The 24101-nt window shown below is 70.7% G+C and carries 16 protein-coding genes; 12 read left to right on the top strand and 4 right to left on the bottom strand.

Going from position 1 to position 24101, the window contains the following annotated elements:
• The first annotated feature begins 410 nt into the window (after positions 1-410).
• Genes iolC through A6P39_RS39445 form a run of 5 tightly spaced genes read left to right on the top strand, consistent with a single transcriptional unit; the run spans position 411 to position 5831 of the window.
• Positions 411-1382, top strand: coding sequence for a 5-dehydro-2-deoxygluconokinase (gene iolC, locus A6P39_RS39465; protein WP_067038888.1), 972 nt, complete (start codon positions 411-413; stop codon positions 1380-1382).
• Between the two features lie 4 nt (positions 1383-1386).
• Entirely contained in the window at positions 1387-2259 is an 873-nt protein-coding gene (locus A6P39_RS39460) for a Cgl0159 family (beta/alpha)8-fold protein (RefSeq protein WP_067038889.1), read from the top strand.
• Positions 2256-2444: a hypothetical protein gene (locus tag A6P39_RS39455; RefSeq protein ID WP_067038890.1), complete on the top strand. Its 189-nt coding sequence runs from the start codon at positions 2256-2258 to the stop codon at positions 2442-2444. The genes A6P39_RS39460 and A6P39_RS39455 overlap by 4 nt, the downstream gene beginning before the upstream one ends.
• Entirely contained in the window at positions 2444-4327 is a 1884-nt protein-coding gene (gene iolD, locus A6P39_RS39450) for a 3D-(3,5/4)-trihydroxycyclohexane-1,2-dione acylhydrolase (decyclizing) (RefSeq protein ID WP_067038891.1), read from the top strand. The genes A6P39_RS39455 and iolD overlap by 1 nt, the downstream gene beginning before the upstream one ends.
• 13 nt (positions 4328-4340) lie before the next feature.
• Complete coding sequence (locus A6P39_RS39445; protein WP_067038892.1) at positions 4341-5831, top strand: CoA-acylating methylmalonate-semialdehyde dehydrogenase; 1491 nt, start codon at positions 4341-4343, stop codon at positions 5829-5831.
• A gap of 161 nt (positions 5832-5992) precedes the next feature.
• On the opposite strand, the gene A6P39_RS39440 is transcribed toward A6P39_RS39445, so the two are convergent.
• Positions 5993-6571 (bottom strand): TetR/AcrR family transcriptional regulator, encoded by a 579-nt coding sequence (locus A6P39_RS39440; protein WP_067038893.1) that lies wholly within the window; start codon positions 6569-6571, stop codon positions 5993-5995.
• A gap of 90 nt (positions 6572-6661) precedes the next feature.
• On the opposite strand from A6P39_RS39440, the gene A6P39_RS39435 reads away from it, so the two are divergent.
• The 3 genes from A6P39_RS39435 (at position 6662) to A6P39_RS39425 (ending at position 8908) form a co-directional block, all read left to right on the top strand.
• The gene (locus tag A6P39_RS39435) at positions 6662-7108 is read left to right on the top strand and encodes a DUF1772 domain-containing protein (protein ID WP_067038894.1); all 447 of its coding nucleotides are present in this window, start codon (positions 6662-6664) and stop codon (positions 7106-7108) included.
• Between the two features lie 114 nt (positions 7109-7222).
• Complete coding sequence (locus tag A6P39_RS39430) at positions 7223-7573, top strand: antibiotic biosynthesis monooxygenase family protein (RefSeq protein WP_067038895.1); 351 nt, start codon at positions 7223-7225, stop codon at positions 7571-7573.
• A 303-nt stretch (positions 7574-7876) separates the two neighbouring features.
• The gene (locus tag A6P39_RS39425; protein ID WP_234378673.1) at positions 7877-8908 is read left to right on the top strand and encodes a 3-oxoacyl-ACP synthase III family protein; all 1032 of its coding nucleotides are present in this window, start codon (positions 7877-7879) and stop codon (positions 8906-8908) included.
• Positions 8909-8928: 20 nt separating this feature from the next.
• Here the strand turns inward: A6P39_RS39425 and A6P39_RS39420 are convergent, their stop codons facing one another.
• Positions 8929-9681 carry a thioesterase II family protein gene (locus A6P39_RS39420; protein WP_067038896.1) on the bottom strand — a complete coding sequence of 251 codons (753 nt, stop codon included), beginning with the start codon at positions 9679-9681 and terminating at the stop codon, positions 8929-8931.
• A 153-nt stretch (positions 9682-9834) separates the two neighbouring features.
• Positions 9835-11391 (bottom strand): MFS transporter, encoded by a 1557-nt coding sequence (locus A6P39_RS39415; protein ID WP_107304187.1) that lies wholly within the window; start codon positions 11389-11391, stop codon positions 9835-9837.
• Between the two features lie 133 nt (positions 11392-11524).
• Here A6P39_RS39415 and A6P39_RS39410 point away from each other — a divergent pair, with 133 nt between their 5' ends.
• From A6P39_RS39410 to ccrA, 3 genes are all read left to right on the top strand, one after another.
• Positions 11525-12010 carry a GbsR/MarR family transcriptional regulator gene (locus A6P39_RS39410; RefSeq protein ID WP_067038898.1) on the top strand — a complete coding sequence of 162 codons (486 nt, stop codon included), beginning with the start codon at positions 11525-11527 and terminating at the stop codon, positions 12008-12010.
• 631 nt (positions 12011-12641) lie between these two features.
• Positions 12642-15296: a helix-turn-helix transcriptional regulator gene (locus A6P39_RS39405; protein ID WP_079133057.1), complete on the top strand. Its 2655-nt coding sequence runs from the start codon at positions 12642-12644 to the stop codon at positions 15294-15296.
• A gap of 10 nt (positions 15297-15306) precedes the next feature.
• Positions 15307-16650 (top strand): crotonyl-CoA carboxylase/reductase, encoded by a 1344-nt coding sequence (gene ccrA, locus A6P39_RS39400; RefSeq protein ID WP_067038899.1) that lies wholly within the window; start codon positions 15307-15309, stop codon positions 16648-16650.
• A 112-nt stretch (positions 16651-16762) separates the two neighbouring features.
• Here ccrA and A6P39_RS39395 read toward each other — a convergent pair whose 3' ends face one another.
• Positions 16763-18475, bottom strand: a complete 1713-nt coding sequence (locus A6P39_RS39395; RefSeq protein WP_067038918.1) for a 3-hydroxyacyl-CoA dehydrogenase family protein — start codon at positions 18473-18475, stop codon at positions 16763-16765.
• A gap of 300 nt (positions 18476-18775) precedes the next feature.
• On the opposite strand from A6P39_RS39395, the gene A6P39_RS39390 reads away from it, so the two are divergent.
• On the top strand, positions 18776-24088 hold the full coding sequence (locus tag A6P39_RS39390; protein ID WP_275883950.1) for a type I polyketide synthase: 5313 nt from the start codon (positions 18776-18778) through the stop codon (positions 24086-24088).
• Positions 24089-24101 lie beyond the last annotated feature (13 nt).

Here is a 24101-nt window from a genome sequence, read left to right as displayed (position 1 = left end):
AGTTTCCACGTCGCCGGCGGCGAGATGCCCGGTGCGGACATGGGCAGGCGGTTGCCGCGCAGGAGGTCGTGGGCGGCGCGTGCGCCGGACTCTTCGGTGGAGTAGCCATCGGCGGCAACGACCGCTGCGCCGCAGGCCTGCTGGAACCGCGTGTCCCGACTGTCGTACATCAATCGCAGAGCCGACGCCGATCCGGCTCCCGAACGCCCCGAAGCCGCCCACCGGGCGGCTTCGGCATGCGCGGCTCCTGCAACAGGCCAGTACTCTCTCACGCTCTCCAACCTCGACCTATTGACATGACATATGAACATGGACCATCGTGCTGGATCAGCACGTACTAAGCGCGCGCTGGGGCGAACTCTCGCCTGTACGACTCCACGGAGTCCCCCGGAGTGAAGGGAAACCGCGAAATGCCGTTCGAGGTGCTGACCATCGGCCGTGTGGGAGTGGACGTGTATCCGCTTCAGACGGGTGTGGGGCTGGCGGAGGTCACGTCGTTCGGCAAGTACCTGGGCGGGTCGCCGACGAACGTCGCGGTGGCCGCCGCCCGCTACGGACACACGGCCGCCGTGATCACCAAGACCGGCCGCGACCCGTTCGGGGACTTCGTGCGCACCGCGCTGGACGGCTACGGCGTGGACACCGGCTTCGTGGGGACGTCGGACATCGCGCCGACCCCGGTGACGTTCTGCGAGATCTTCCCGCCGGACGACTTCCCGCTCTACTTCTACCGCCGTCCCAAGGCCCCCGACCTGGACATCCGCCCGGGCGAGCTGGACCTGGACGCGGTGCGCGGCGCGCGCGTGTTCTGGATGACCGGGACCGGCCTGAGCGAGGAGCCCAGCCGCTCGGCCACCCTTGCCGCCCTGGAGCACCGGGCCAGGGCCGGGATCACCGTCTTCGACCTCGACTGGCGGCCGATGTTCTGGCACGCCCCGGACCGGGCCCGCGCCTGCTACGCCACGGCGCTGCGGCACACCACGGTCGCCGTCGGCAACAGCGAGGAGTGCGAGGTCGCCACCGGCGAACGCGAGCCGTATGCCGCCGCGCAGGCGCTGCTGGCCGCCGGTGTCGAGCTGGCGGTGGTCAAGCAGGGCCCCAAGGGTGTGCTGGCGATGGACCGCGGCGGCAGGGCCGTGGAGGTGGCGCCGGTCGCGGTGGAGGTGGTCAACGGGCTCGGCGCCGGTGACGCCTTCGGCGGGGCGCTGTGCCACGGCCTGCTGTCGGGCTGGGACACCCGGCGCACGATCGCCTTCGCCAACGCCGCCGGCGCGATCGTCGCGGGCCGCCTGGCCTGCGCGGAGGCGATGCCGGCCGCGGCCGAGGTCGAGGCCAAGCTCCGCGAGGCCGCCCTGGCCCCCACCACCGGACGAAAGGCGTGACGACGTGCTGCCCGACCATGTGAACCGCATCGTGAACGCGCGGGTGACCAACCCCGGCGCGGTCGCCGAGGCGGCCGCCCGCCGGGTGAAGGCGACCTCGCTGTTCGGCGAGCACGGCAAGACGATGATCATCGCCGCCGACCACCCCGCACGCGGCGCCAACGCCGTCGGCGCCAACCCGACCGCCATGGCCGACCGCGCCGGACTCCTGGACCGGCTGTGCATCGCGCTGCAGCGCCCGGGCGTGACGGGGGTGCTGGGCACCGCCGACATCCTCGAGGACCTGCTCCTGCTCGGTGTCCTGGACGGCAAGAGCGTCTTCGGCTCGATGAACCGCGGCGGCCTTGCGGGCTCGGTGTTCGAGATCGACGACCGGTTCACCGGCTACGACGCCCGGACCATCGCCGCGATGGGCTTCGACGGCGGCAAGACGCTCACCCGTATCGCCCTGTGCGACCCCGCCACCCCGTCCGTCCTGGAGAACACCGCCCGCGCGGTGAACGAACTCAACGACCGCCAACTGATCGCAATGGTCGAACCGTTCCTCTCCGAATGGCACGACGGCAAGATCCGCAACAACCTGTCCACCGAGGCCGTCATCAAGTCCGTCACCATCGCCTCCGGCCTGGGCCGCAGCAGCGCCTACACCTGGCTGAAGCTGCCGGTCGTGCCCGGCATGGAACGCGTGCTTGGCTCCTCCACCCTCCCGGCGGTACTGCTCGGCGGCGAGGTCAGCGACCCCGACGCGGCCTTCGCCTCCTGGGGCAAGGCCCTCAAACTCCCCACCGCGCAGGGCCTGGTCGTCGGCCGCTCCCTGCTCTACCCCGCGGGCGGCGACGTCGCCGGAGCGGTCGACAAGGCGGTGAGCCTGCTGTGAGCAACAAACACCACCTGCCCAGCCACCAACTGGCCACCGGCAACAGCGAATTCCTGATCCTGCCGCTGGAAGACCGTTGCACGGTCGCAACCGACGGCCAGATCTTCGAACTCGCTGGTCGAGCCGGGGTGTTCCACGCAGTCACCGACGGCCGGCTGCCCTTCGGAGCCCAGGAGAACGAGTGATGGAAACAATCAGGCTCACCACTGCCCAGGCGCTGGTCCGCTTCCTGGCCAGCCAGTACAGCGAACGCGACGGCCAGGAACAGCGGCTGGTCCCCGGCGTGTGGGGCATCTTCGGCCACGGCAACGTCGCAGGCCTCGGCCAGGCCCTCCTCCAGGCCGCGACCACGGGCGAGGCCGATCTGCCCTACTACCTCGCCCGCAACGAACAGGGCATGGTCCACGCCTCCGTCGCCTACGCGAAGATGCGCGACCGCCTGGCCACCTTCGCCTGCACCGCCTCCACCGGCCCCGGCTCCACCAACATGATCACCGGCGCGGCCCTGGCCACCACCAACCGGCTGCCCGTACTGCTGCTGCCCAGCGACATCTTCGCCACGCGAGTCGCCGAGCCCGTCCTGCAACAACTCGAAGACAGCCGGGCCGGCGACGTCACCGTCAACGACGCCTTCCGCGCCGTGTCCAAGTACTTCGACCGCATCTCCCGCCCTGAACAGTTGATCCCCGCTGCCCTCGCGGCCATGCGGGTGCTCACCGACCCGGTCGAGACCGGCGCCGTCACCCTCGCACTCCCCCAGGACGTCCAGGCCGAGGCCCACGACTGGCCCCTCTCCTTCTTCCGGCGCCGGGTCTGGCACATCGGCCGCCCGGTGCCGGAGCCCAGCGCCGTCCAGCGCGCCGCAACGCTCATCAGGAACGCCAAGAGACCGCTGATCGTGGCCGGCGGCGGCACGGTCTACTCCGGTGCCGAGACCCAACTGCGTGCCTTCGCCGAGGCCACCGGCATCCCCGTCGCCGACACCCACGCCGGCAAGGGCGCCGTCCCCTGGGACCACCCCCGCGCGGTCGGCGGCATCGGCTCCACCGGCGCCCACGCCGCCAACGAACTGGCACGCGATGCCGACGTCGTCCTCGGCATCGGCACCCGGTACTCCGACTTCACCACCGCCAGCCACACCGTCTTCGCCAACCCCGACGTCACCTTCGTCAACCTCAACGTCGCCCGCCTCGACGCCGTCAAACACTCCGCCGAACCGCTGGTCGCCGACGCCCGCCTCGGCATCCAGGCCCTCGCCGGAGCACTCGCCGACTGGGAAGTCGACCAGGAATACCGCGACCGGACGCGCCAACTCATCGCCCGCACCAGGGAGATCGAGGAGGAGTGCTTGGCCCCCGACCGCAATACCGGCGAGGTGCCCGCCCAGACACAGCTCCTGGGTGCGCTGAACGACGTCCTGGACGACCGTGCCGTGGTCATCAACGCCGCCGGATCCATGCCCGGTGATCTCCAGCAGCTGTGGCGGGCCCGTGACCCCAAGGCCTACCACGTCGAGTACGCCTACTCCTGCATGGGCTACGAGATCGCCGCCGGTGTCGGCGCCAAGATGGCCGCCCCCACCCGCGAGGTCGTCGTCCTGGTCGGCGACGGCTCCTACCTGATGATGGCCCAGGAGATCGTCACCATGGTCTCCGAAGGACTGAAGGTCATCATCGTCCTGGTCCAGAACCACGGCTTCGCCTCCATCGGCGCCCTCTCCGAGTCCCTCGGCTCCCAGCGCTTCGGCACCAAATACCGCTACCGCAACGGCGATTCAGGCCTCCTGGACGGCGAGGTCCTCCCCGTCGACCTGGCCGCCAACGCCTCCTCCCTCGGCGCCGACGTCCTGCACGCCGCCTCCCTGGAGGAGTTCCGCTCCGCCATGGAGAAGGCCAAAGCCGCCACCCGCACCACCGTCGTCCACGTCGAGACCGACCTCCACGGACCCAACCCGCCCGCACACGGCTGGTGGGACGTCCCGGTCAGCCAGGCCTCCGCCCTCGACACCACCCAGAACGCGTACACGACGTACGCCGACCGCAAGCACACCCAGCGGCACTACCTGTAAGGACACCTCTCCCGTGAACACCATCCAGCACTGGATCGACGGCAACACCGTGCCCGGCACCGCCACCCAGCCGGTGTTCAACCCCGCCACGGGTCAGGAACGGGCCAAGGTCGTCCTCGGCGACGCCGCCACCGTCGACATCGCCGTCCGGGCCGCCACGAAGGCCTTCGAGACCTGGTCGGAGTCCTCCCTCACCCAGCGCACCCAGGTCATGTTCAACCTCCGCCAACTCCTCGTCGAGCACGAGGAAGAACTCGGCCGGATCATCTCCGCCGAGCACGGCAAGACCGTCGACGACGCCCGCGGCGAGATCATCCGCGGCCGCGAGGTCGTGGAGTTCGCCTGCGGCCTCGGCGACATCCTCAAGGGCTCCTTCTCCGACCAGGTCTCCCGCGGCATCGACGTCCACGACTTCCGCCAGCCCCTCGGAGTCGTCGCCGGCATCACCCCCTTCAACTTCCCCGCCATGGTCCCCCTGTGGATGCACCCCATCGCCATCGCCACCGGCAACACCTTCATCCTCAAACCGTCCGAACGCGACCCCTCCGCCGCCAACTTCGTCGCTCAGCTCTACCAACAGGCCGGCCTGCCCGACGGCGTCTTCAACGTCGTCCACGGCGGCAAGCCCACCGTCGACGCCATCCTCACCCACCCGGGTGTCGAAGCAGTCTCCTTCGTCGGCTCCACACCGATCGCCAAGTACGTCCACGAGAAGGCGACTTCGGAGGGCAAACGGGTCCAAGCGCTCGGCGGGGCGAAGAACCACGCCGTCGTCCTGCCCGACGCCGACCTCGAATTCGCCGCCAACCACATCACCGCCGGCGCCTACGGCTCCGCCGGCGAACGCTGCATGGCCCTCTCCGTCGCCATCGCCGTCGGCGACGCCGCCGACAACCTCGTGGGGGTACTGGAACGCAAGGCCCGCGAGGTCAAGGTCGGCCCCGGCGACCAACCCGGCACCGACATGGGCCCACTGGTCACCAAGACCGCCCAGGAACGCGTCGAGAACGCCGTCACCACCGCCCACGCCCAGGGCGCCACCGTCATCGTCGACGGCCGCGGACTGAAGATCGACGGCCACGAAAACGGCTTCTTCACCGGCCCCAGCCTGCTCGACCACGTCACCACCGACATGGACGCCTACCAACAGGAGCTGTTCGGCCCGGTCCTGGCGATCGTCCGTGTCGACACCCTGGACGAAGCGATCGACGTCATCAACGCCAACCCCTACGGCAACGGCACCGCCCTGTTCACCGCCTCCGGCGAAGCCGCACGCCGATTCCAGCGACGCGTCAACGTCGGCATGATCGGCGTCAACGTCCCCGTCCCCGTCCCCATGTCCTACTACTCCTTCGGCGGCTGGAAGGACTCCCTCATCGGCGACTCCCCCATCCACGGCCCCGAAGGCATCCGCTTCTACACCCGCCCCAAGGTCATCACCACCCGCTGGCCCCACACCGAACAGCACACCGGCGCAGGCTTCAACTTCCCCACCTCGAACTGATCCAGCGCCGGCCGACGTGGTCGGTGACGCCCTGGTAGGTCTCACGCAGGGCCTCGCGGATGCCGAAGTCGCCGTCGTGGGTGAGGGGGTTGGCGAAAGGGTTGCCGCAGGCGGGCGGCGGGGCCCGCGGGCTCCGGCTGCGTGCCCGCCGGGATGGTGTGTCAGAGCATGGCGAGCCGGTCCACCAGCAGCTCCACCCTCGGCTCGGTTTCCTCCGGCGGCAGCCGTCCCGACCTGGTCAGGGTCGCCACCCCGTGCAGGGACGCCCAGAACACCTCGGTGAACAGCCCCGGGTCGACACCGTCCCCGGCGACCTCGCCGAGGCACTCCAGCAGCGCGGCGAAAGCGTCCTTGAGAGGTTCCGGGGTGTCCTCCTGTGCGTACGCGAGACCGCCGTCGAGCTGGAAGAGGGCGTCGTAGACCGCCGGGTTGCGTGCGGCGAAGTCGAGGTAGGCGTGGGCGAGGGCGTACACCCGGGCGCGCGGGCCGTCCGCAGCGGCGGTCGCGGCCCGCACCGCCACGGCCATCTCGGTGGCGCCCTGGAGGGCGACGGCGCCGATGATCTCGCGCTTGCCGCGGAAGTGGCTGTAGAGGACGGGCTGGCTGTATTCGATGCGCTCGGCGAGCCGGCGGGTGGTGACCGCGTCCCAGCCCTGCTGCTCGGCGAGTTCGCGGGCCGTCGCCACGATGAGGCGCTCGCGCTCCGCCCGTTCGCGCTGTTTGCGTTCCTGTACCGACATGACTCGATCCTAGCATCGCTAGACAAGAGAGCGGCAGCAGTACTAGCGTTGCCTCATCAGCTAGCAACGCTAGATACCGGGAGGGTCATCATGCTCAGCGCGCTCGAGGTCGTCACCACCGTGGTCGTCGGCGTGATGGTGGGGGTGGAGTTCTCCGTCCTCTTCGTCATCAATCCGATCCTCAATGCCCTCCCGGAGGAAAGCGGCCAACTCGGCCACGCCCACGGCGGCCGGATGCTCGGGGCCGTGATGCCGGTCTGGTACATGGGCTCGCTCGTCCTCGCCGTCATCTGGGCCATCGCCGGATGGCACCACCACGGCACCGGCCTCGTCGTCACCGCCGCCGGGCTGCTGATCCTCAGCGTGATCATGTCGATCCTGCTGCTCGTCCCGATCAACAACCGGAACAAGACGTGGACCCCCGAGAACCGGCCCGAGGACTGGAAGCAGCAGCTGAACCGCTGGAACCGCTACCACTACGTCCGCGTCGCCGTCATCATCGCCGCCTTCGCCCTGCTGGTCGCCGCCCTCACCTGAGTCCACGGGCTCACCCGCCCGGCCCGGACACCAACACCCTCGGACTCCGCCGGCATCCGCAGGACGTGGATCCCAGCGACACCCACCGACCGATAGCGAGAGGAAGTGCCGAAAATGGCCAAGCTGCAGAGTCTCGACCCGCACACGCCGATGTTCGCGCAGTTCAAGGAGGAGACCGGGCCCATCGTCCTGGCCAACACCTTCGTCGTCCCGAAGGAGCGGACTGAATCGTTCCTGGCCCTCTTTCGCAGGCAGGCCGAGTTCATGAAGGCTCAACCGGGATTCGTCTCCCTGCAGATGCACAAGGGAACGGCGGACAGTCAGCTTCTGATGAACGTCGCGGTCTGGGAGTCGACCGAGGCGCTCGCCAGGGCATTCGGCAGCCCGGAGTTCCAGCGCATGGTGGCCGAGTCCCCCGACGACATCGTGTCGTACCCGCACATCTTCCAGCAGATCGACGTATGACACGGCAGCTGTGACCGAGGGAGGTCAGCCGAGAAGGCTGCCCTCCCTCGGGCGGCTCCGAATCGTGAAGCTGATGGCAGCCCAGTGTGCCGGTATGCGCCAGTCAGCGCCCGCCGGGAAAGGCGAGGCGCCCCCACCGAGTCCGCATCCGGCGCCCGGACGACCGGCGGTGGCCGGACGCCCCATGAGCCGCGGTGCGATAAGGGGGCGGCTGCGCACGTTAGGGGTTACCGGTCCATGCCGCCGATTCCTACCCTCGGAAGAGCGCTTGGGCCCGCGTGGGCCATCGACTGGGAGCAGCCTGTGACCGCTCAACGGGGACCGTTCGGCATCGGCATTCGCGGGACCGGCTCATTCCTGCCCGTCGCCGCCGTGCCCAACTCCGTCGTCGCCGCACGCGCCGGGGTGACGGACGACTGGATCGTACGCAAGACGCGGATCAGGGAGCGCCGGTACGCCGCCGAACACGAGGCGACCTCCGACCTGGCCGTGGCCGCCGCCGCGGCCGCGCTGGCCGACGCCGCCGTCGAGGCCACGGACCTCGGCTGGATCGTGGTGGCGACATCGACTCCCGATCACCCTCAGCCGGCCACCGCGAGCCTCGTTCAGCACCGCCTCGGCGCCACGGGCGCGGCCGCGTTCGACGTCAACGCCGTGTGCAGCGGTTTCGTGTACGGGCTGGTCGTCGCGGCCGCCCTGCTGTCCGCCGACGCGACACGCGCCCCGCGGTACGGCCTGGTGGTGGGCGCGGAGGTGTACTCGCGCATCATCGATCCGTCCGACCGGCGTACGGCGGTGCTGTTCGGCGACGGGGCCGGAGCGGTGGTCCTCGGTCCGGTGCGGGACGGGTACGGAATCGTCGGATCGGACCTGACCGGCTTCGGCGAGCACCACGACATGATCGGCGTTCCCGCGGGCGGCAGCCGCAAGCCCGCCTCGGAGAAGACGCTCGCCTCGGGCGAGCACTGGTTCCGGATGCACGGCCGTGCCGTACGCGACTTCGTCGCGTCCGAACTCCCCGCCGGAATACGGCGGTTGCTCGCGGCATGCGACACCGCCCCGGACGATGTGGACCACTTCGTACCGCACCAGGCCAACGGCGCGATGCTCGAGGATGTCGTGCCCCTGCTCGGTCTGCCTCGTGCGCGCACCCATCTCACGGTGGCCGAGCACGCCAACACGGGTGCGGCCTCCGTGCCGCTCGCTCTCGACGTGGCCCGACGCGGCGGCCTCCTCGGTGACGGGGACACCGTGCTGCTGGCGGGGTTCGGCGGGGGCATGTCGATCGGCACCGCCCTGGTGCGCTGGGACGCGCGGGCCCGGTCCGCCCGTTGACGAACGGCGCCCGTGCCGGGTCAGCCCCTGAGCCGTTCGCGGAGCAGTTTCAGTACGTCCGTCTGGTGGGTGGTGAGGTAGAAATGGCCGCCCTCGAAGACGCGCAGGTCGAAGTCGCCGTCGGTGTGCTGCCGCCAGGCCTCGGCCTCGGCGAGTGTGACCTTCGGGTCGCTGTCGCCCACCAGCACGGTCACCGGGCAAGGCAGCGGGGCCGCGGGGCGGTGCTCGTAGGTCTCGATCGCGCGGTAGTCGGCGCGCAGCGCCGGCAGGATCATGGCGAGGACGTCGTCGTCGGCGAGCAGCGCCGCCTCCGTCCCGGCGAGCGACTTCAGTTCGCGTACGATGCCCGCGTCGTCCCGGAGATGCACCGTCTCGACGCGTTGGGTGGTCGGCGCGCGGCGGCCCGAGACGTACAGCGCCGCCGGGCCGGAGCCGGTCGACTCCGCGAGGCGGAGGGCGACTTCGTAGGCGATGACGGCGCCCATGCTGTGCCCGAACAGGTGCAGCGGCTCGTCGCGCCAGGGGCCGAGGGCCTCGGTGACGCGGTCGGCCAGGCGGCGGATGTCGTCCAGCGGCCGCTCGTCCCTGCGGTCCTGCCGGCCGGGGTACTGCACCGCGAGGACGTCGATGTCCGGACTCAGTCCGGCGGCCACGGGGAAGTAGAAGCTGGCCGAACCGCCGGCGTGCGGGAAGCAGACGAGACGGGGCGATCCCGGCAAGGCCGTGCGGTACTGCCGTATCCACGTGCCGCTGTCCACCGATGATGTGCTCAACCGACTGCCCCCGCTTCCTGGAGTTCCGGACACCTCGCGGTGACGCTAACCAAGGAGCGGGCGGCGTGAAACCCCTATTTTTTCCGGGCAAGGGCCGACGGCCCGACCGTCGGGGGATTCCGGCCGGGCCGTCGGCAGTCGAGAGGGGGTTCGCTAGAGCGCGCCCCTCGCCTGTGCGTCGGTGGGTGCGACGCCGTCCGCGCCCTGATCCGCCCGCACGGTCTGCCGCGGAATGAAGGCGACGGCCAGCACGGTGCCGACCACGGCGATCGCGCCGCACACGATGAGCATCACGTTCATGCCGTGGACGAAGGAGTCCTGCACATTGGAGAGCAGGCTCGTCGAGTGCAGCTTCTTGGCGACGACGACGCCGGCGGAGACGCTCTCGCGGGCCGCGTCCCCGGCCGGGGCCGGGATCGCACCGACCTCGAGGTGGCTGTGGTAGGCGTTGGTGAGCACCGTGCCGAGGATCGCGACGCCGACGGTGCCGCCGACCTGACGGACCGTCTGGATGACGGCCGAGCCCACGCCACTGCGCTCGGTCGGCAGTGCGCCGAGCGCCGAGTCCACGGCCAGCGGCAGCGCGAGACCGGTGCCGAGGCCGACGATGGCGATCCAGGTGGCCGCGTACCCGTACGAGGTGCCGGTCTTCGTCACCGCGCCCATGAACAGGCCTACGGCCATCAGCAGGAAGCCGGCCGAGATCAGGCCCTTGGAGCCCGCCTTGGGGGCCACCTTGCCGCCCACCCGGGCGCCCACGATGATGCCGCCGATGATGGGCAGCAGCCGGAGGCCGGTGCCGAGCGCGTCGGTGCCGAGGACGGCCTGGTAGTACTGCGGCACGGTGAACAGCAGGCCGAACAGGGCGAACGAGAGCACGATCGCCATCACGGCGCCCCAGGTGAAGGCGGGAGCCCTGAAGAGGGAGAGGTCCACCAGCGGCTTGCCGCCCGGCCGGGCACCGAGCATGCGCTGCCAGGCCACGAACAGGAGCACCAGGACCAGGCCGCCGATCAGCAGCGCGAGGGTCGTGCCGTTCCCCCAGCCCTTTTCGCCCGCCTCGATGGCGCCGTACGTCACCCCGGCGAGGCCCGCACTGGACAGCAGCACGCCGACCAGGTCGAGCCCCGGAGGCTCCGGGCTGCGGGAGTCGGGCATGAGCAGCGCCACGGCGACGATCGCGAGGGCCACCATCGGGACGTTGATGAGGAAGACGGAGCCCCACCAGAAGTTGTCGAGCAGCCAGCCGCCGACGATCGGGCCGAGCGGGAGGCCGAGCGCGCTCGCGGTCACGACCATGCCGATGGCCTTGGGCCGCTCCTCGTCGTCGAACATCACGGGGAGCACGGACAGCGACAGCGGGAAGATGAAGCCGGCGCCCAGGCCGAGCAGGGCCCGCCACCAGATCAGTGCGTCCGTGGAGCCCGAGTAGGCACAGCCGACGGAAGCGGCGCCGAACAGGACCAGCGCCGCGACGAGCAGTTTCTTGCGACCGAAGCGGTCGCCGGAGAGCCCGGCCGGCAGCAGCACCGCCGCGAAGACGAGGTTGTACGCGTTGGCGAACCACTGCAGTTGGCTGGTCGAGGCCTGCAGATCGGTGGCGAGCGTGGGCAGGGCCACGTTCAGGACCGTCGTGTCCAGACCCACCACCAGCGCACTGAGGGCGAGGGCGCCTACAGCCCACCACCGTCGGGCACTTGAGACGGCCATGTCGGCATCCATCCTTAGGTTGTTCCTGATGTGCCACGTCTTTCATGCACGACATTAGTTTCACACATTCGTGAAGTCAATGAATGCTGTAAACTCTCAGCCGCACGCAACAACCAGAGGGAGGCGACGCAGGGTGACCGACAAGCCCGCGCAGGCCCGTGACCAGGAGGCCGTGCTCAGGTTCATCGAGCGCTTCGCGGCCGCGCTGACCGAGGCGGGTTTCCCGCGCATGCCCGCCCGGGTCTTCGTGGCGCTGTTCGCCTCGGACTCCGACCACCTGACCGCGGGAGAACTGGCCGAGCAGCTTCAGGTGAGCCCCGCCGCCATCTCGGGAGCCGTCCGCTACCTCACCCAGGTGAACCTCGCCATCCGCGAGCGCGAACCGGGCGCCCGGCAGGATCACTTCCGGGTCGACAGCAACGTCTGGTACGAGCTGATGCGCCGCCGCGACCACGAACTCGTCCGCTGGGAGGACAGTCTGCGCGAGGGGATCGGCGCGCTCGGCGCGGACACCCCGGCCGGGGCCAAGCTCGCGGCGACGCTGCCCTTCTTCGAGTTCATGCAGAAGGAACTCTCCGAAATGCTGGAACGCTGGCGACAACAGGAGGCAAGCAACTGACGCCGAATCGGGCACCTCCGCCCGCCCGGCGTCGACCGACATCAAACCCTCACATCACACACCACACCAACACGGTCCGGCCGAGTGTGCCGGAACGGCGCTGGAGCGTTCCGTTCTCCCGCAATAGGGCACCCCTATCCATACCCTTATCGACCCCTAGGTCTGCGGGATACCCACACCATCGCGCCTACCGGTTGACATAGCATCCCTTTCGGACAGGCGGACGACGAACATCCGGCCGCCATCCGGTCGACCACACGGCACACCGGGGCATTCACCGCTCCCGCCTGCGAATTCAGCGACCACAACCGACTCGACCGTGAGGCGCGGTGCGTGGAAGGTACCAGATCCCCACTCCTGCGACAGATGCTTTTCAGACAAAGATGTTAATGGTCCGTCAGACGCCACGTTGACGAGAGCCGACTTTCGAGATTGCATCTCGTCGGTCCACAGTCACTGTGCGCCGCACAAGGAAGTCCGTGCGCCAGCAAGCCCAGGACGTGCACGCCGGGGAAACAGCCGGCTCGGAAGCGCGAGGCCGGCCGAAAAATCGGGGGTTCGTGTCTCTGCCATGGAATTCTTAGAACAACGAACAGATTGGCTTGCCCTGCAAGCCGCATTCGAGGAAGTGGTGTCCGGCGACTCCCGGACGGTGCTCATCGAAGCCGGGGTGGCCTGCGGAAAGAGCACGGCCCTCGAGGGGATCGGCGAGTACGCGGCCGCTCGGGGCGCCCTGATCCTGCACGCCGCAGGATCCCTGTCCGGCAGCAGCACACCGTTAGGTGTCGTACGCCAACTCATCGACTGCCGGTCGTTTCCCGAACGCGCGCGCGAGGGAATCCTCGCCACCCTTGGCCAAGGAAATTACGGACAGTTCGGCGCCATCGTGCGGAATCTCGCCGTCCGCATTCCGGTGGTGGTGAGTGTCGATGATCTGCACCATGTGGACGTCGAATCGTTGCACTGTCTTCTCCATCTCGTCGGCCACACCCGCAAGAGCCGGATTCTGACGCTCTTCACCCAGTCGCTGTCGCGGGTTCCGCAGGACCCCACGTTCGACACCGAATTACTGCGTCAGCCCAATTTCCGCCGGGTCCGGCTGAGTCCTCTGAGCCTCGTCGGCGTGGCCGGAATGCTCTCGGCGCATCCCGATGTGGAAGCCGACGCGGAGCTGACGAGCGATTTGCATGCCGCCAGCGGCGGTAATCCGCTGCTGCTGCGCGCCCTCGTCGAGGACCACCTGGCCGCCCGCTGGTTCCCGGGCACCTCCGGTGAACGCGCGGAGCCCGGTGTCTCGTTCAGCCGGGCCGTGCTCACCTGTCTGCACCGCGGCGGCACCCGTATGCGCGACGCCGCCGCGGCGCTGGCCGTCCTGGGCGAGTCCGAGTACCGCGAGTTGCTCGGGCCGCTCGCCGGGCTGTCGGCGAATGACCTGGTCCAGGCCCAGCACGCCCTCGACGGCGCCGGCATCACCGAGAACCGCCGCTTTCGTCACTGCCTGGCCAGGGCGGCGGTGCTCAACAGCCTGACCCACGCCGACCGCCGCGCCCTGCACCTCAGGGCGGCCGCGCTGCTGCACCGGCAGGGGGCCTCCGTCGGCGAGGTCGCCGCGCACCTGCTCGCGGGCGGGGACACGGTGGACACCTGGGGTGTCACCGCACTCAAGGGAGCCGCCGAGGAGGCGCTCGCCGCCGACCGCGCGCGGGAGGCGATCGCCTGTCTGGAACTGGCCCATGCCGGCTGCACCGACGCACGGACCCGGGCCGAGATCACGGTCCGGCTCGCCTGCGTGGCCTGGCGCATCAACCCGGCCACCGCGGAGGACCCGTATCTCTCGCAGTCCCTGTCCGCGCTGTGGTCCGGACTGCTGCCGGCGCCGTTCATCACCCCGCTGGCCAACCTGCTCATCGCCAACGGCCGCCTCGACGAGGCACGTCATGCCCTCGGGCGACTGCAGGAGCTGGCCGGTCCCGGCCGGGCCCTGCCGACGGACACCGAGATCATGCATCCGTGGGAGTGGGACGTCCACTTCCCGCTGCACGACGTCCCGCAGGCCCAGGCGCGTGACGCGCGGCTGCCGAGCCTGCACCCCGGGCGTCCCGATCCCGCCTCCCCCGCGGTGATAGAGCGGTTCCTCCAGGTGTCACCGCTGACGGACACGACGCTCACCGCCGTCATCACCGCGATCAAGTCGCTCATCCACCACGATCGCGTGGACCTGGCCGAGAACTGGTGTGACGCGTTCCTCGTCGAGGCCAGGCGGCGCTGCGCACCCGGCTGGGAGGTGCTGTTCGCCTCGCTGCGCGCCGAGATCGCGCTGCACCAGGGCAGGCTCACCCACGCCGCCCTGTTCGCCGGGCAGGCACTGGAGGCGGTACCGGAGCACTCCGGGCCGTTCTTCATCGGCGGCCCCATCTCGAGCCTGGTGCTCGCGCACACCGCGATGGGCGACTACGAGTCCGCGGCGCGGCGGCTCAACCAGTCCGTCCCGGAAGCCCTGTTCAAGAACGTCTACGGCCTGCGGTACCTGCGGGCCCGGGGGCGCTACTACCTCGCCTCCAACCGAGCGCACGCCGCGCTCGGTGACTTCCTCGACGCCGGCCGTCTCGCGGTGCGCTGGGGAGTCGACCGGCCGGCGCTGCTGCCGTGGCGCACGGATGCCGCCGAGGCCTGGCTGGATCTGGGCGAGCCCGAGCAGGCGGAGCGGCTCATCAACGACCAGTTACAGATGCGCGACGCGGTCAACTCGCGGGTGCGGGGTGTGGCCCTGCGGCTGCGTGCGATGACCGTGGACGCCAAGCTGCGTCCCCGGCTGCTGACCAAGGCGGTGGAGGCGATCCAGGCCTCCGGGGACCGGCTGGAGATGGCCCGTGTCCTGGACGCCCTCGGGGACGCGCAGCAGGCGCTGGGTGACGCCACGCGTGCCGCGGCGGCCAAGCGCCGGGCCCGGCACATGGCCCGGGAGTGCGGGGCCACGGCGTGGGCGGGCGCGCGGTACGGCGTTCCCGCCCAGGCCGGGCCGGCGCAGCAGCGCTGGCCGGCCGAGCGGCCCGCCGCCCCGTCCGCCGCCGGCAAGCTCAGCGAGTCCGAGCGGCGCGTCGCCGCGCTGGCCGCCTGCGGCTACACCAACCGCGACATATCGACCAAGCTCTACATCACCGTGAGCACGGTGGAACAGCACCTCACCCGGGTCTACCGGAAGCTGGAGATCACCCGTCGTGAACAGCTGCCGCCGGACCTGCAGTTCAGCCTGCACGAGAACGACTGCCAGTCCATCGCCACATAGGGGGACCAGGGTGGAAGAGATCATCAGTGCCGTACTGTCCGAGGACGCGGTGGACCGGGACTTCGCCGCCCTGCCGGTGCCTGACCACTATCGCGGGGCGGTGGTCCGCAAGGACGAGGCGGGCATGTTCGAGGGGCTCGCGACCGCGGACAAGGACCCGCGCAAGTCCCTGCACATCCAGGAGGTGCCGACTCCGCTGCCCGCGCCCGGCGAGGCGCTCATCGCCGTCATGGCGAGTGCGATCAACTACAACACCGTGTGGAGCGCGATCTTCGAGCCCCTGCCCACCTTCACCTTCCTGGAGCGCTACGCGCGCTCGGGCCCGGACAGGGCCCGCCACGACCGGCCGTACCACATACTGGGTTCGGACCTGTCCGGGGTGGTGCTGCGCACCGGTCCCGGGGTGCGGCGCTGGAAGCCGGGCGACCGGGTGGTGGCCCACTGTCTGTCGGTCGAGCTGGAGTCCCCCGACGGGCACGACGACACGATGCTCGACCCCGAGCAGCGGATCTGGGGCTTCGAGACCAACTACGGCGGCCTGGCCGAGCTGGCGCTCGTCAAGGCCAACCAGCTGATGCCGATGCCGGACCACCTCACCTGGGAGGAGGCCGCCTGCTCCGGCCTGGTCAACTCCACGGCGTACCGGCAGCTCGTCTCGCGCAACGGCGCCGGGATGAAGCAGGGCGACGTGGTGCTGATCTGGGGCGCCGGCGGCGGCCTCGGCTCGTACGCGACCCAACTCGCCCTCAACGGCGGGGCGATACCGGTGTGTGTGGTGTCCGACCCGCACAAGGCCGAGCTGGTCCGGTCGATGGGTGCCGAACTCGTCATCGACCGCGCGGCCGAGGGCTACCGCTTCTGGAAGGACGCGAACACCCCGGATCCCCGGGAGTGGCGGCGCTTCGGCTCCCGGATCCGGGAGCTGACCGGCGGGGAGGATGCGGACATCGTCGTGGAGCACCCGGGCCGGGAGACCTTCGGTGCCAGCGTCTATGTCGCGCGCCGCGGTGGCACGGTGGTGACCTGCGCGTCCACGGCCGGCTACCAGCACCAGTACGACAACCGGTACCTGTGGATGTCGTTGAAACGCATCGTGGGCAGTCACTTCGCCAACTACCGCGAGGCGTGGGAGGCCAACCGGCTGATAGCGCGCGGCATGGTGCACCCCACGCTGTCCACCGTCTTCCCGCTCATGGCGACGGGCGAGGCCGCGCGCGAGGTGCACGCCAACCGGCACAGCGGGAAGGTCGGCGTCCTGTGCCTGGCGCCCGCCGAGGGACTGGGCGTACGCGACCAGGAGACACGGCGGCGCCACCTTCCGGCCCTCAACCGGTTTCGCGCAACGCCGCTGTGATGCAGGGGCCTTGAAGACAGCGGCATACGAGGTCGAGCGAACTGCCCGGTGCGACGGTCACGTTGCACCGGGCAGTTCGCTGTGTTCGGCCCGCGCGTCGCCGGACGTGGCCCTAGACGCCCGCGTACGACCGGAAGCCGCGCCCCGTCTTACGGCCCAAGTAGCCCGCCTCCACGAGTTGTTCGAGGGGGCGGGCCGGAGCGAGCGAGTGTTCGCGGAAGGTGCGGTGGAGGGTGCGCTGGATGGCCAGTGAGACGTCGAGGCCGATCACGTCGAGCAGTTGGAAGGGGCCCATCGGGAATCCGTGTCCGGCCGTCATCACGGTGTCGATCTCGTCAGCGGTGGCCACCCCTTCGCGCAGCATGCCCACCGCCCGGTTGAGGTACGGGAAGAGCAGGGCGTTGACGATGAATCCTGCCCGGTCCGAACAGTCCACGGGCCGTTTGCCGAGCGCGGCGGCGGCCGCGTGAGCGGTGGACACGGTCTCCTCGGCGGTCAGCACCGTCCGTACGACTTCCACGAGCTTCATGACCGGCGCGGGGTTGAAGAAGTGCATGCCGAGCACGTCCTGCGGGCGCCCGGTGGCGGTCGCGCACTCGACGACGGGCAGGCTGGAGGTGGAGGTGGCGAGCACCGCTCCGGGCCGGCACACCCGGTCCAGCTCGGCGAACACGCCTCGCTTGACGGCGAGGTCCTCGGCGACGGCCTCCACGACGAGGTCGCAGTCGGCGAGCGCCTCGAACGCCGGCCCACCGCTGAGCCGGGCCATGGTCGCGGCGACTTCCCCGGGGGTACGCCGGCCCCGGCGGACCTGGCGCTCCAGTGAGCGCTCGACGGCCGCCAGTGCCTCCTTCGCCTTGACCTCGCTGCGGGCGACCAGGGTCGTGGGGTGCCCGGAGCGGGCGCAGACCTCGGCGATGCCGGTCGCCATCGTGCCGGAGCCGACGACGCCGACGGTACGGACCCCGCGCGGAGGGGCGGCCGGTGCCGCCGCGCGTGCGTCGCCGGCGCTCTCGCCGCCGTAGTCGTGAAAGCCCCGCCCCGACTTCACTCCCAGCAGTCCCGCCGCGACCCGGTGGGCCAGGACGGGGGCGGGGGCGAAACTGCGGTCGCCCGTGCGCTGGTAGAGCGCTTCGAGGGTGGCGTGCGCGGTGTCGAGCCCCATGGCGTCGAGCTGGGCGAGCGGGCCCATGGGCAGCCCGCAGCCCAGGGTCATGGCCGCGTCGATGCCCTCCTTCGTGGCGTACCGCTGCTCGTACATGGCGGCCGCGCCGTTCAGGTACAGCATCGCGAGGGCACCGCCTACGAAACCCGGGCTGTCGGTACCGGACACGGCGGTGGAGCCGAGGCCGTGCAGCAGGTCGCGGACGTCGTCGAGCAGCGCCTGCGGGGTGACGGGCGTGGCGATCAGCTCGACCGCGCCGGCGCCCCCGTCGGGGGCCATGGGGAAGAGGTGCAGCCCGATCGTCTTCGTCATCCGGCCGGACTCGAAGGCGAGGGTGGTGACGGACAGGGCTGTCGTGGTCGTCGCGAACACCGTGTCGCCCGGGCAGAGTTCGTGGGCACGGGTGAGGATCCGCCGTTTCAGCTCCGCCCGTTCGGGGACCGCCTCGATGACCAGGTCCGCGCGCGCGATGTCGGCGAAGCGCGTGGTGAACTCGATGCCGTCGGCGCCCGGTGTCCGGGACCGGCCCTGTTCCAGGGCCTTGTCGTCCACATCGACCGCGATGACCCGGTGCCCGGCGCGCGCCAGCAATGCGACAAAAACGGAGCCCGTTATTCCGAGCCCGACGACCGCGACCGTGGAGAAACGCTGTTGTGCCATGCCCATGAGTCCTTTCGTCAATGGACCGTTGGGACGGGGAGAACAAGCAACGGGACCGATGTGAGAGGCAGCCTGGGTATACCCGGATACGCTACGAACCTGCAGGCCAGCAGCCCACCCCTGAACTTCCCCCTATCTCCCCCACAGTCACCGCGCGATGGTTAGGGGTTGGTCCGCCGATCACACCCTCCTACGCTCCGACCCAGGCGCGCATACCGGTTTGTCCGCGGAGCGCGCTGCTTTTCTTCGGTCTTTCCAGGTCCGTCGGACTTTCCGAGTACGGGGAATGCGGGAGGGCATGTGGATTCCGCGGTACGCACGCAGGAGAACACCTCGGCAGGGCGGCACGAACCGATCGCGGTGATCGGCCTGTCCTGCCGTTTTCCGCAGGCACCCGACCCGCGGGCGTACTGGCGACTGCTGCGCGACGGTGTCAGCGCGGTCACCCGTGTCCCCGAGGAACGCTGGCCCGTCGCCGAGGACGCGTCGGACCCGGGCACGCGGTGGGGTGCGTTCCTCGACGACGTGGGCGGGTTCGATCCGTCGTTCTTCGGGCTCTCGCCCCGTGAGGCGACCGCCATGGACCCACAGCAGCGCCTGGTGCTCGAGCTGGGCTGGGAGGCCCTGGAGGACGCGGGCATCGTGCCGTCCGATCTCGCGGCCACGGCCACCGGTGTGTTCGTCGGCGCCGTCTGGGACGACTACGCCGCCCTCACCCGACAGGGCGGCGAGTCGTCCATCGGGCGGCACACCGCGACCGGACTGCACCGCGGCATGATCGCCAACCGGCTCTCGTATGTGCTGGGACTGGGAGGCCCGAGTCTGACGCTCGACACCGCGCAGTCCTCGGCCCTGGTCGCGGTGCACGAGGCCTGCCAGAGCATCCGGCACGGCGAGTCGACGCTCGCCGTCGCGGGCGGGGTCAATCTCAATCTGGTGCCCGGCAGTTCACTCATGCAGGCACGCTTCGGCGGGCTGTCCCCGGACGGGCGCTGCTTCACCTTCGACGCGCGGGCCAACGGCTATGTGCGCGGTGAGGGCGGCGGCCTCGTGGTCCTCAAGCCGCTCGCCCGCGCCCTCGCCGACGGCGACTTCGTGTACTGCGTGATCCGCGGCAGCGCGGTCAACAACGACGGAGCCACCGAGGGGCTCACCGTGCCGAGCCGCGAGGCACAGGAACAGGTCGTCCGGCTCGCCCAGGAGCGGGCCGGCGTCACCCCGCCCGAGGTGCAGTACGTGGAACTGCACGGCACCGGCACCCGCCGCGGCGACCCGGTCGAGGCGGCCGCGCTCGGCGCGGTGTTCCGGGACACCGGGACCGCTCTCCGGGTCGGCTCCGCCAAGACCAACATCGGGCACCTGGAGGGTGCCGCGGGCATCGCCGGCCTGATCAAGGCCGCGCTGTGCGTGCGCCACCGCCGCCTCGTCCCGAACCTCAACTTCGCCTCCGCCCACCCCGACATACCTCTCGACGCACTCAACCTGCGTGTGCAGACGGAACTGGAGTCGTGGCCGCGTGCGGAGCGTCAACTGATCGCGGGCGTCAGCTCCTTCGGCATGGGCGGCACCAACTGCCACCTGGTGCTCTCCGAACCGGAGCCGGACCCGCGGCCCGCCGCCTCCACCTCCGAGGTGCCGGCCCGCCGAAGCCCGGTGCTGCTGCTGCCCGTCTCGGGCCGCACCGAACAGGCGCTGTACGCGCAAGCCCGTGCGGTGCGGGCCACGGTGGACGCCGCGCCCGCCGTCCGGCCGCTGGATCTCGCCCACTCGCTCGCGACGACCCGCACCGCCTTCGAGCATCGCGCGGTGCTGCTCGCGACAGACCGGGACGGCGTCGTGTCCGCGCTGGACGCGCTGGCGGCCGGCCGGACCTCCGCACAGGTGGTGCGGGGTGAACCGCTGTACGGCAGGACGGCGTTCCTGTTCTCCGGGCAGGGCAGTCAGCGCGCCGCGATGGGACGCGAGCTGCACGAGGCGTTCCCCGTCTACGCCGGGGCGTTCGACGAGGTGTGCACGCTGCTCGACGCCCACCTGGGACACGAAGTCCCGCTGCGGGACGTGGTGTTCGCGGCGGAAAGTTCGCCCGAGGCGGCGCTGCTGCACCGCACCGAGTACACCCAGCCCGCCCTGTTCGCCGTCGAAACGGCCCTGTACTGGCTGCTGCGGCACTGGGGCGTGACCCCGGACCTGCTGGTCGGGCACTCCATCGGTGAGCTGGCGGCGGCCCACGCGGCCGGTGTGCTGTCCCTCGAGGACAGCTGCGCCCTGGTGGCCGCCCGGGGCCGTCTCATGGGTGAACTCCCCACGGGCGGCGCCATGATGGCCGTACAGGCCACCGAGGAGGACGTCCGGGCCGCGCTCGCCGGACACGAGGAGCGGATCTCGCTCGCCGCGGTCAACGGACCCACATCCATGGTCGTCGCCGGTGACGAGGGCGCGGTCCTCGAACTCGCCGCGCGCTGGCGGGCCGAGGGCCGCAAGACCAAGCGTCTGCAGGTCAGCCACGCCTTCCACTCACCCCGCGTGGACGCCATGCTCGACGGGTTCCGGGACACAGCGAGCCGGCTGACCTACCACGCCCCGCGCATCCCGGTGGTGTCCAACCTCACCGGACGCCCGGCGAGCACCGAGGAGATCTGCTCGGCGGACTACTGGGTGCGCCACGCCCGCGAGGCCGTCCGCTTCCTCGACGGGATGCGCGCCCTCGAGACGGCAGGCGTGTCCACGTTCGTCGAACTCGGCCCGGACGGCGTCCTGACCTCCATGGCCCGGGACTGCGTCACCTCACCGGACACGGCCTTCGTGCCCGTGCTGCGCGGCTCGCGGCCGGAGGTCCGCGCGGCGGCCGGGGCCCTGGCCCGGCTGCATGTGCACGGGGTGTCCGTCGACTGGCGGCGGTTCTACGACGGCTGCGGCGCCGAGCGCGTCGGCCTGCCGACCTATGCCTTCCAGCGCCGCCGGTACTGGATCCCCCGGCCCTCGGACACGGAGGCGGCCACAACGCCGTCGTACGACGCCACGACCGTGCCAAAGGAGCCGGACGCCCGGCCCACGACCGACGACGGCGGGACCCCTGAGCTGCGGCTGCGCCTGCGAGAGCTGGGACCGGCCGATCAGGAGCGCACCGTCCTGGACCTCGTACGGGCCCAGGTCGCGGCCGTGCTGGAGCACGACACTCCCGACGAGGTCGACGCCCGCACGACCTTCAAGGGGCTGGGCTTCGACTCGCTCACCCTGGTGGAGCTGCGCGACCGGCTCACCCGCGCCGTCGGGCTCGCCCTCGCACCGTCGCTCCTCTTCGACCGTCCGACACCGGCCCGGCTGGCGGAACACCTGCGCTCGCTCGTCCTCGGCGGTGAACCGTCGGCCGCGCTCGAAGCACCAGCGGCTCCGGCCACGGCCGACGAGCCGATCGCCATCGTGGCCATGGCCTGCCGCTATCCCGGCGGCGTGACCTCGCCCGACGAGCTGTGGCGACTGGTGGCCGAGGGCGGCGACGCGATCTCCGACTTCCCCGCCGACCGCGGCTGGGACATGGACGCCCTCTACGACCCCGATCCCACGCGGACCGGGAAGAACTACGTGCGCGAGGGCGGATTCCTCGACGGGGCCGCCGACTTCGACGCCGGGTTCTTCGGCATCTCCCCGCGCGAGGCCCTCGCCATGGACCCGCAGCAGCGACTGGTGCTGGAGACGTCGTGGGAGGCGCTGGAGCGGGCCGGCATCGCACCGGGGTCACTGCGCGGCTCCCGCACGGGTGTCTACGTCGGGACCACGTTCCAGGACTACGGCCCGCGGCTCCACCAGGGCACCGAAGGCACCGAGGGCTACCTCCTGACGGGCGGCACACCCAGCGTGGCGTCGGGCCGCGTCGCCTACACGCTCGGCCTGGAGGGGCCCGCGGTGAGCGTCGACACGGCGTGCTCGTCCTCGCTGGTGGCGCTGCACATGGCCTGCCGTGCGCTGCGCAGCGGCGAGTGCACACTGGCCCTGGCCGGCGGGGTGACCGTGATGGCCACGCCGGGCATGTTCGTCGAGTTGAGCCGGCAGCGCGCGCTGTCCCCCGACGGCCGCTGCAAGTCCTTCTCAGCCACCGCCGACGGCACCGGCTGGGCCGAGGGCGTGGGCATGCTGCTGGTGGAACGCCTCTCCGACGCACGGCGCAACGGGCACCGGGTCCTGGCCGTCGTCCGCGGTTCCGCCGTCAACCAGGACGGCGAAAGCAACGGCCTCACCGCACCCAACGGTCTCGCTCAGCAACGCGTCATCCGCCAGGCCCTCGCCGACGCCGGGCTCGCCCCCGCCGATGTCGACGCGGTCGAGGCGCACGGTACCGGCACCCGGCTGGGCGACCCGATCGAGGCGCAGGCGCTGCTGGCGACGTACGGACAAGGCCGTGCGCAGGACCGGCCGTTGTGGCTGGGCTCGGTGAAGTCCAACATCGGGCACACGCAGTGCGCCGCGGGTGTCGCGGGCGTCATCAAGATGGTCATGGCGATGCGCCATGGGCTCCTGCCCCGCACCCTGCACGTGGCCGAGCCCTCCCCCCACATCGACTGGACCGCGGGCGCCGTCTCCCTGCTCACCGACCCGGTGGACTGGCAGCCGGACGGCCGCCCCCGCCGGGCAGGCGTCTCGTCCTTCGGCATCAGCGGCACCAACGCCCATGTCATCCTCGAACACGCCCTGGATGACGGGGACTTCGGCGACGAGCGTACGACGGTCCCGAGCAGGGCGGCAGCCGCGGACGCGCCTCCGCTGGTCCTCAGCGCCGCCGACCCGCAGGCACTGCGTCAACAAGCCGAACGGTTGCGGTCGTTCGTCGCGGACCGCCCGGACCTCTCGCTGACGGATGTCGGATTCACGCTCGCGACCGGCCGGGATGCCCTGGACCACCGTGCCGTAGTGGTCGCCCAGGACCGCGAGGGCGTGCTGCACGGGCTTCAGGCGCTCGCCGCGGGAGAGCCGGGGGCGGGCGTGGTCACGGGCACCGCCGAACACCGCGGCAAGACCGTGTTCGTCTTCCCCGGACAGGGCAGCCAATGGACCGGCATGGGACGCGAACTCCTCGACACCTCACCCGTGTTCGCCAAAAAGATCGCCGACTGCGAAACCGCACTCACCCCCTACGTCACCTGGTCACTCACCAACGCCCTACGCCAAACCGACGACGCACCCCCACTCGACCGCATCGAAATCCTCCAACCCGTCCTCTTCGCCGTCATGGTCTCCCTCGCCACCCTCTGGCAGCACCACGGCATCCAACCCGACGCCGTCACCGGCCACTCCCAAGGCGAAATCGCCGCCGCCCACATCGCCGGAGCCCTCACCCTCGACGACGCCACCCGCATCATCGTCCTGCGCTCCCAACTCTTCGCCGACCACCTCACCGGCCACGGCGCCATCGCCACCCTCAACCTCCCCGCCCACCAAGTCCAACCCCACCTCACCACCTACCACGGCCGCCTCACCATCGCCGGCACCAACAGCCCCACCACCTGCACCATCGCCGGCCCCGAACCCGACCTCCACACCCTCCTCGACTGGGCCCACACCCAAAACGCCCGCGCCCGCATCATCCCCACCACCGTCGCCTCCCACAGCCCCAAATAGACCCCTCCACAAC

Origin of the sequence: Streptomyces sp. FXJ1.172 (assembly GCF_001636945.3) — a bacterium.
GTDB lineage: Bacteria > Actinomycetota > Actinomycetes > Streptomycetales > Streptomycetaceae > Streptomyces.
This window is presented reverse-complemented; position numbering and strand designations above follow the sequence as displayed.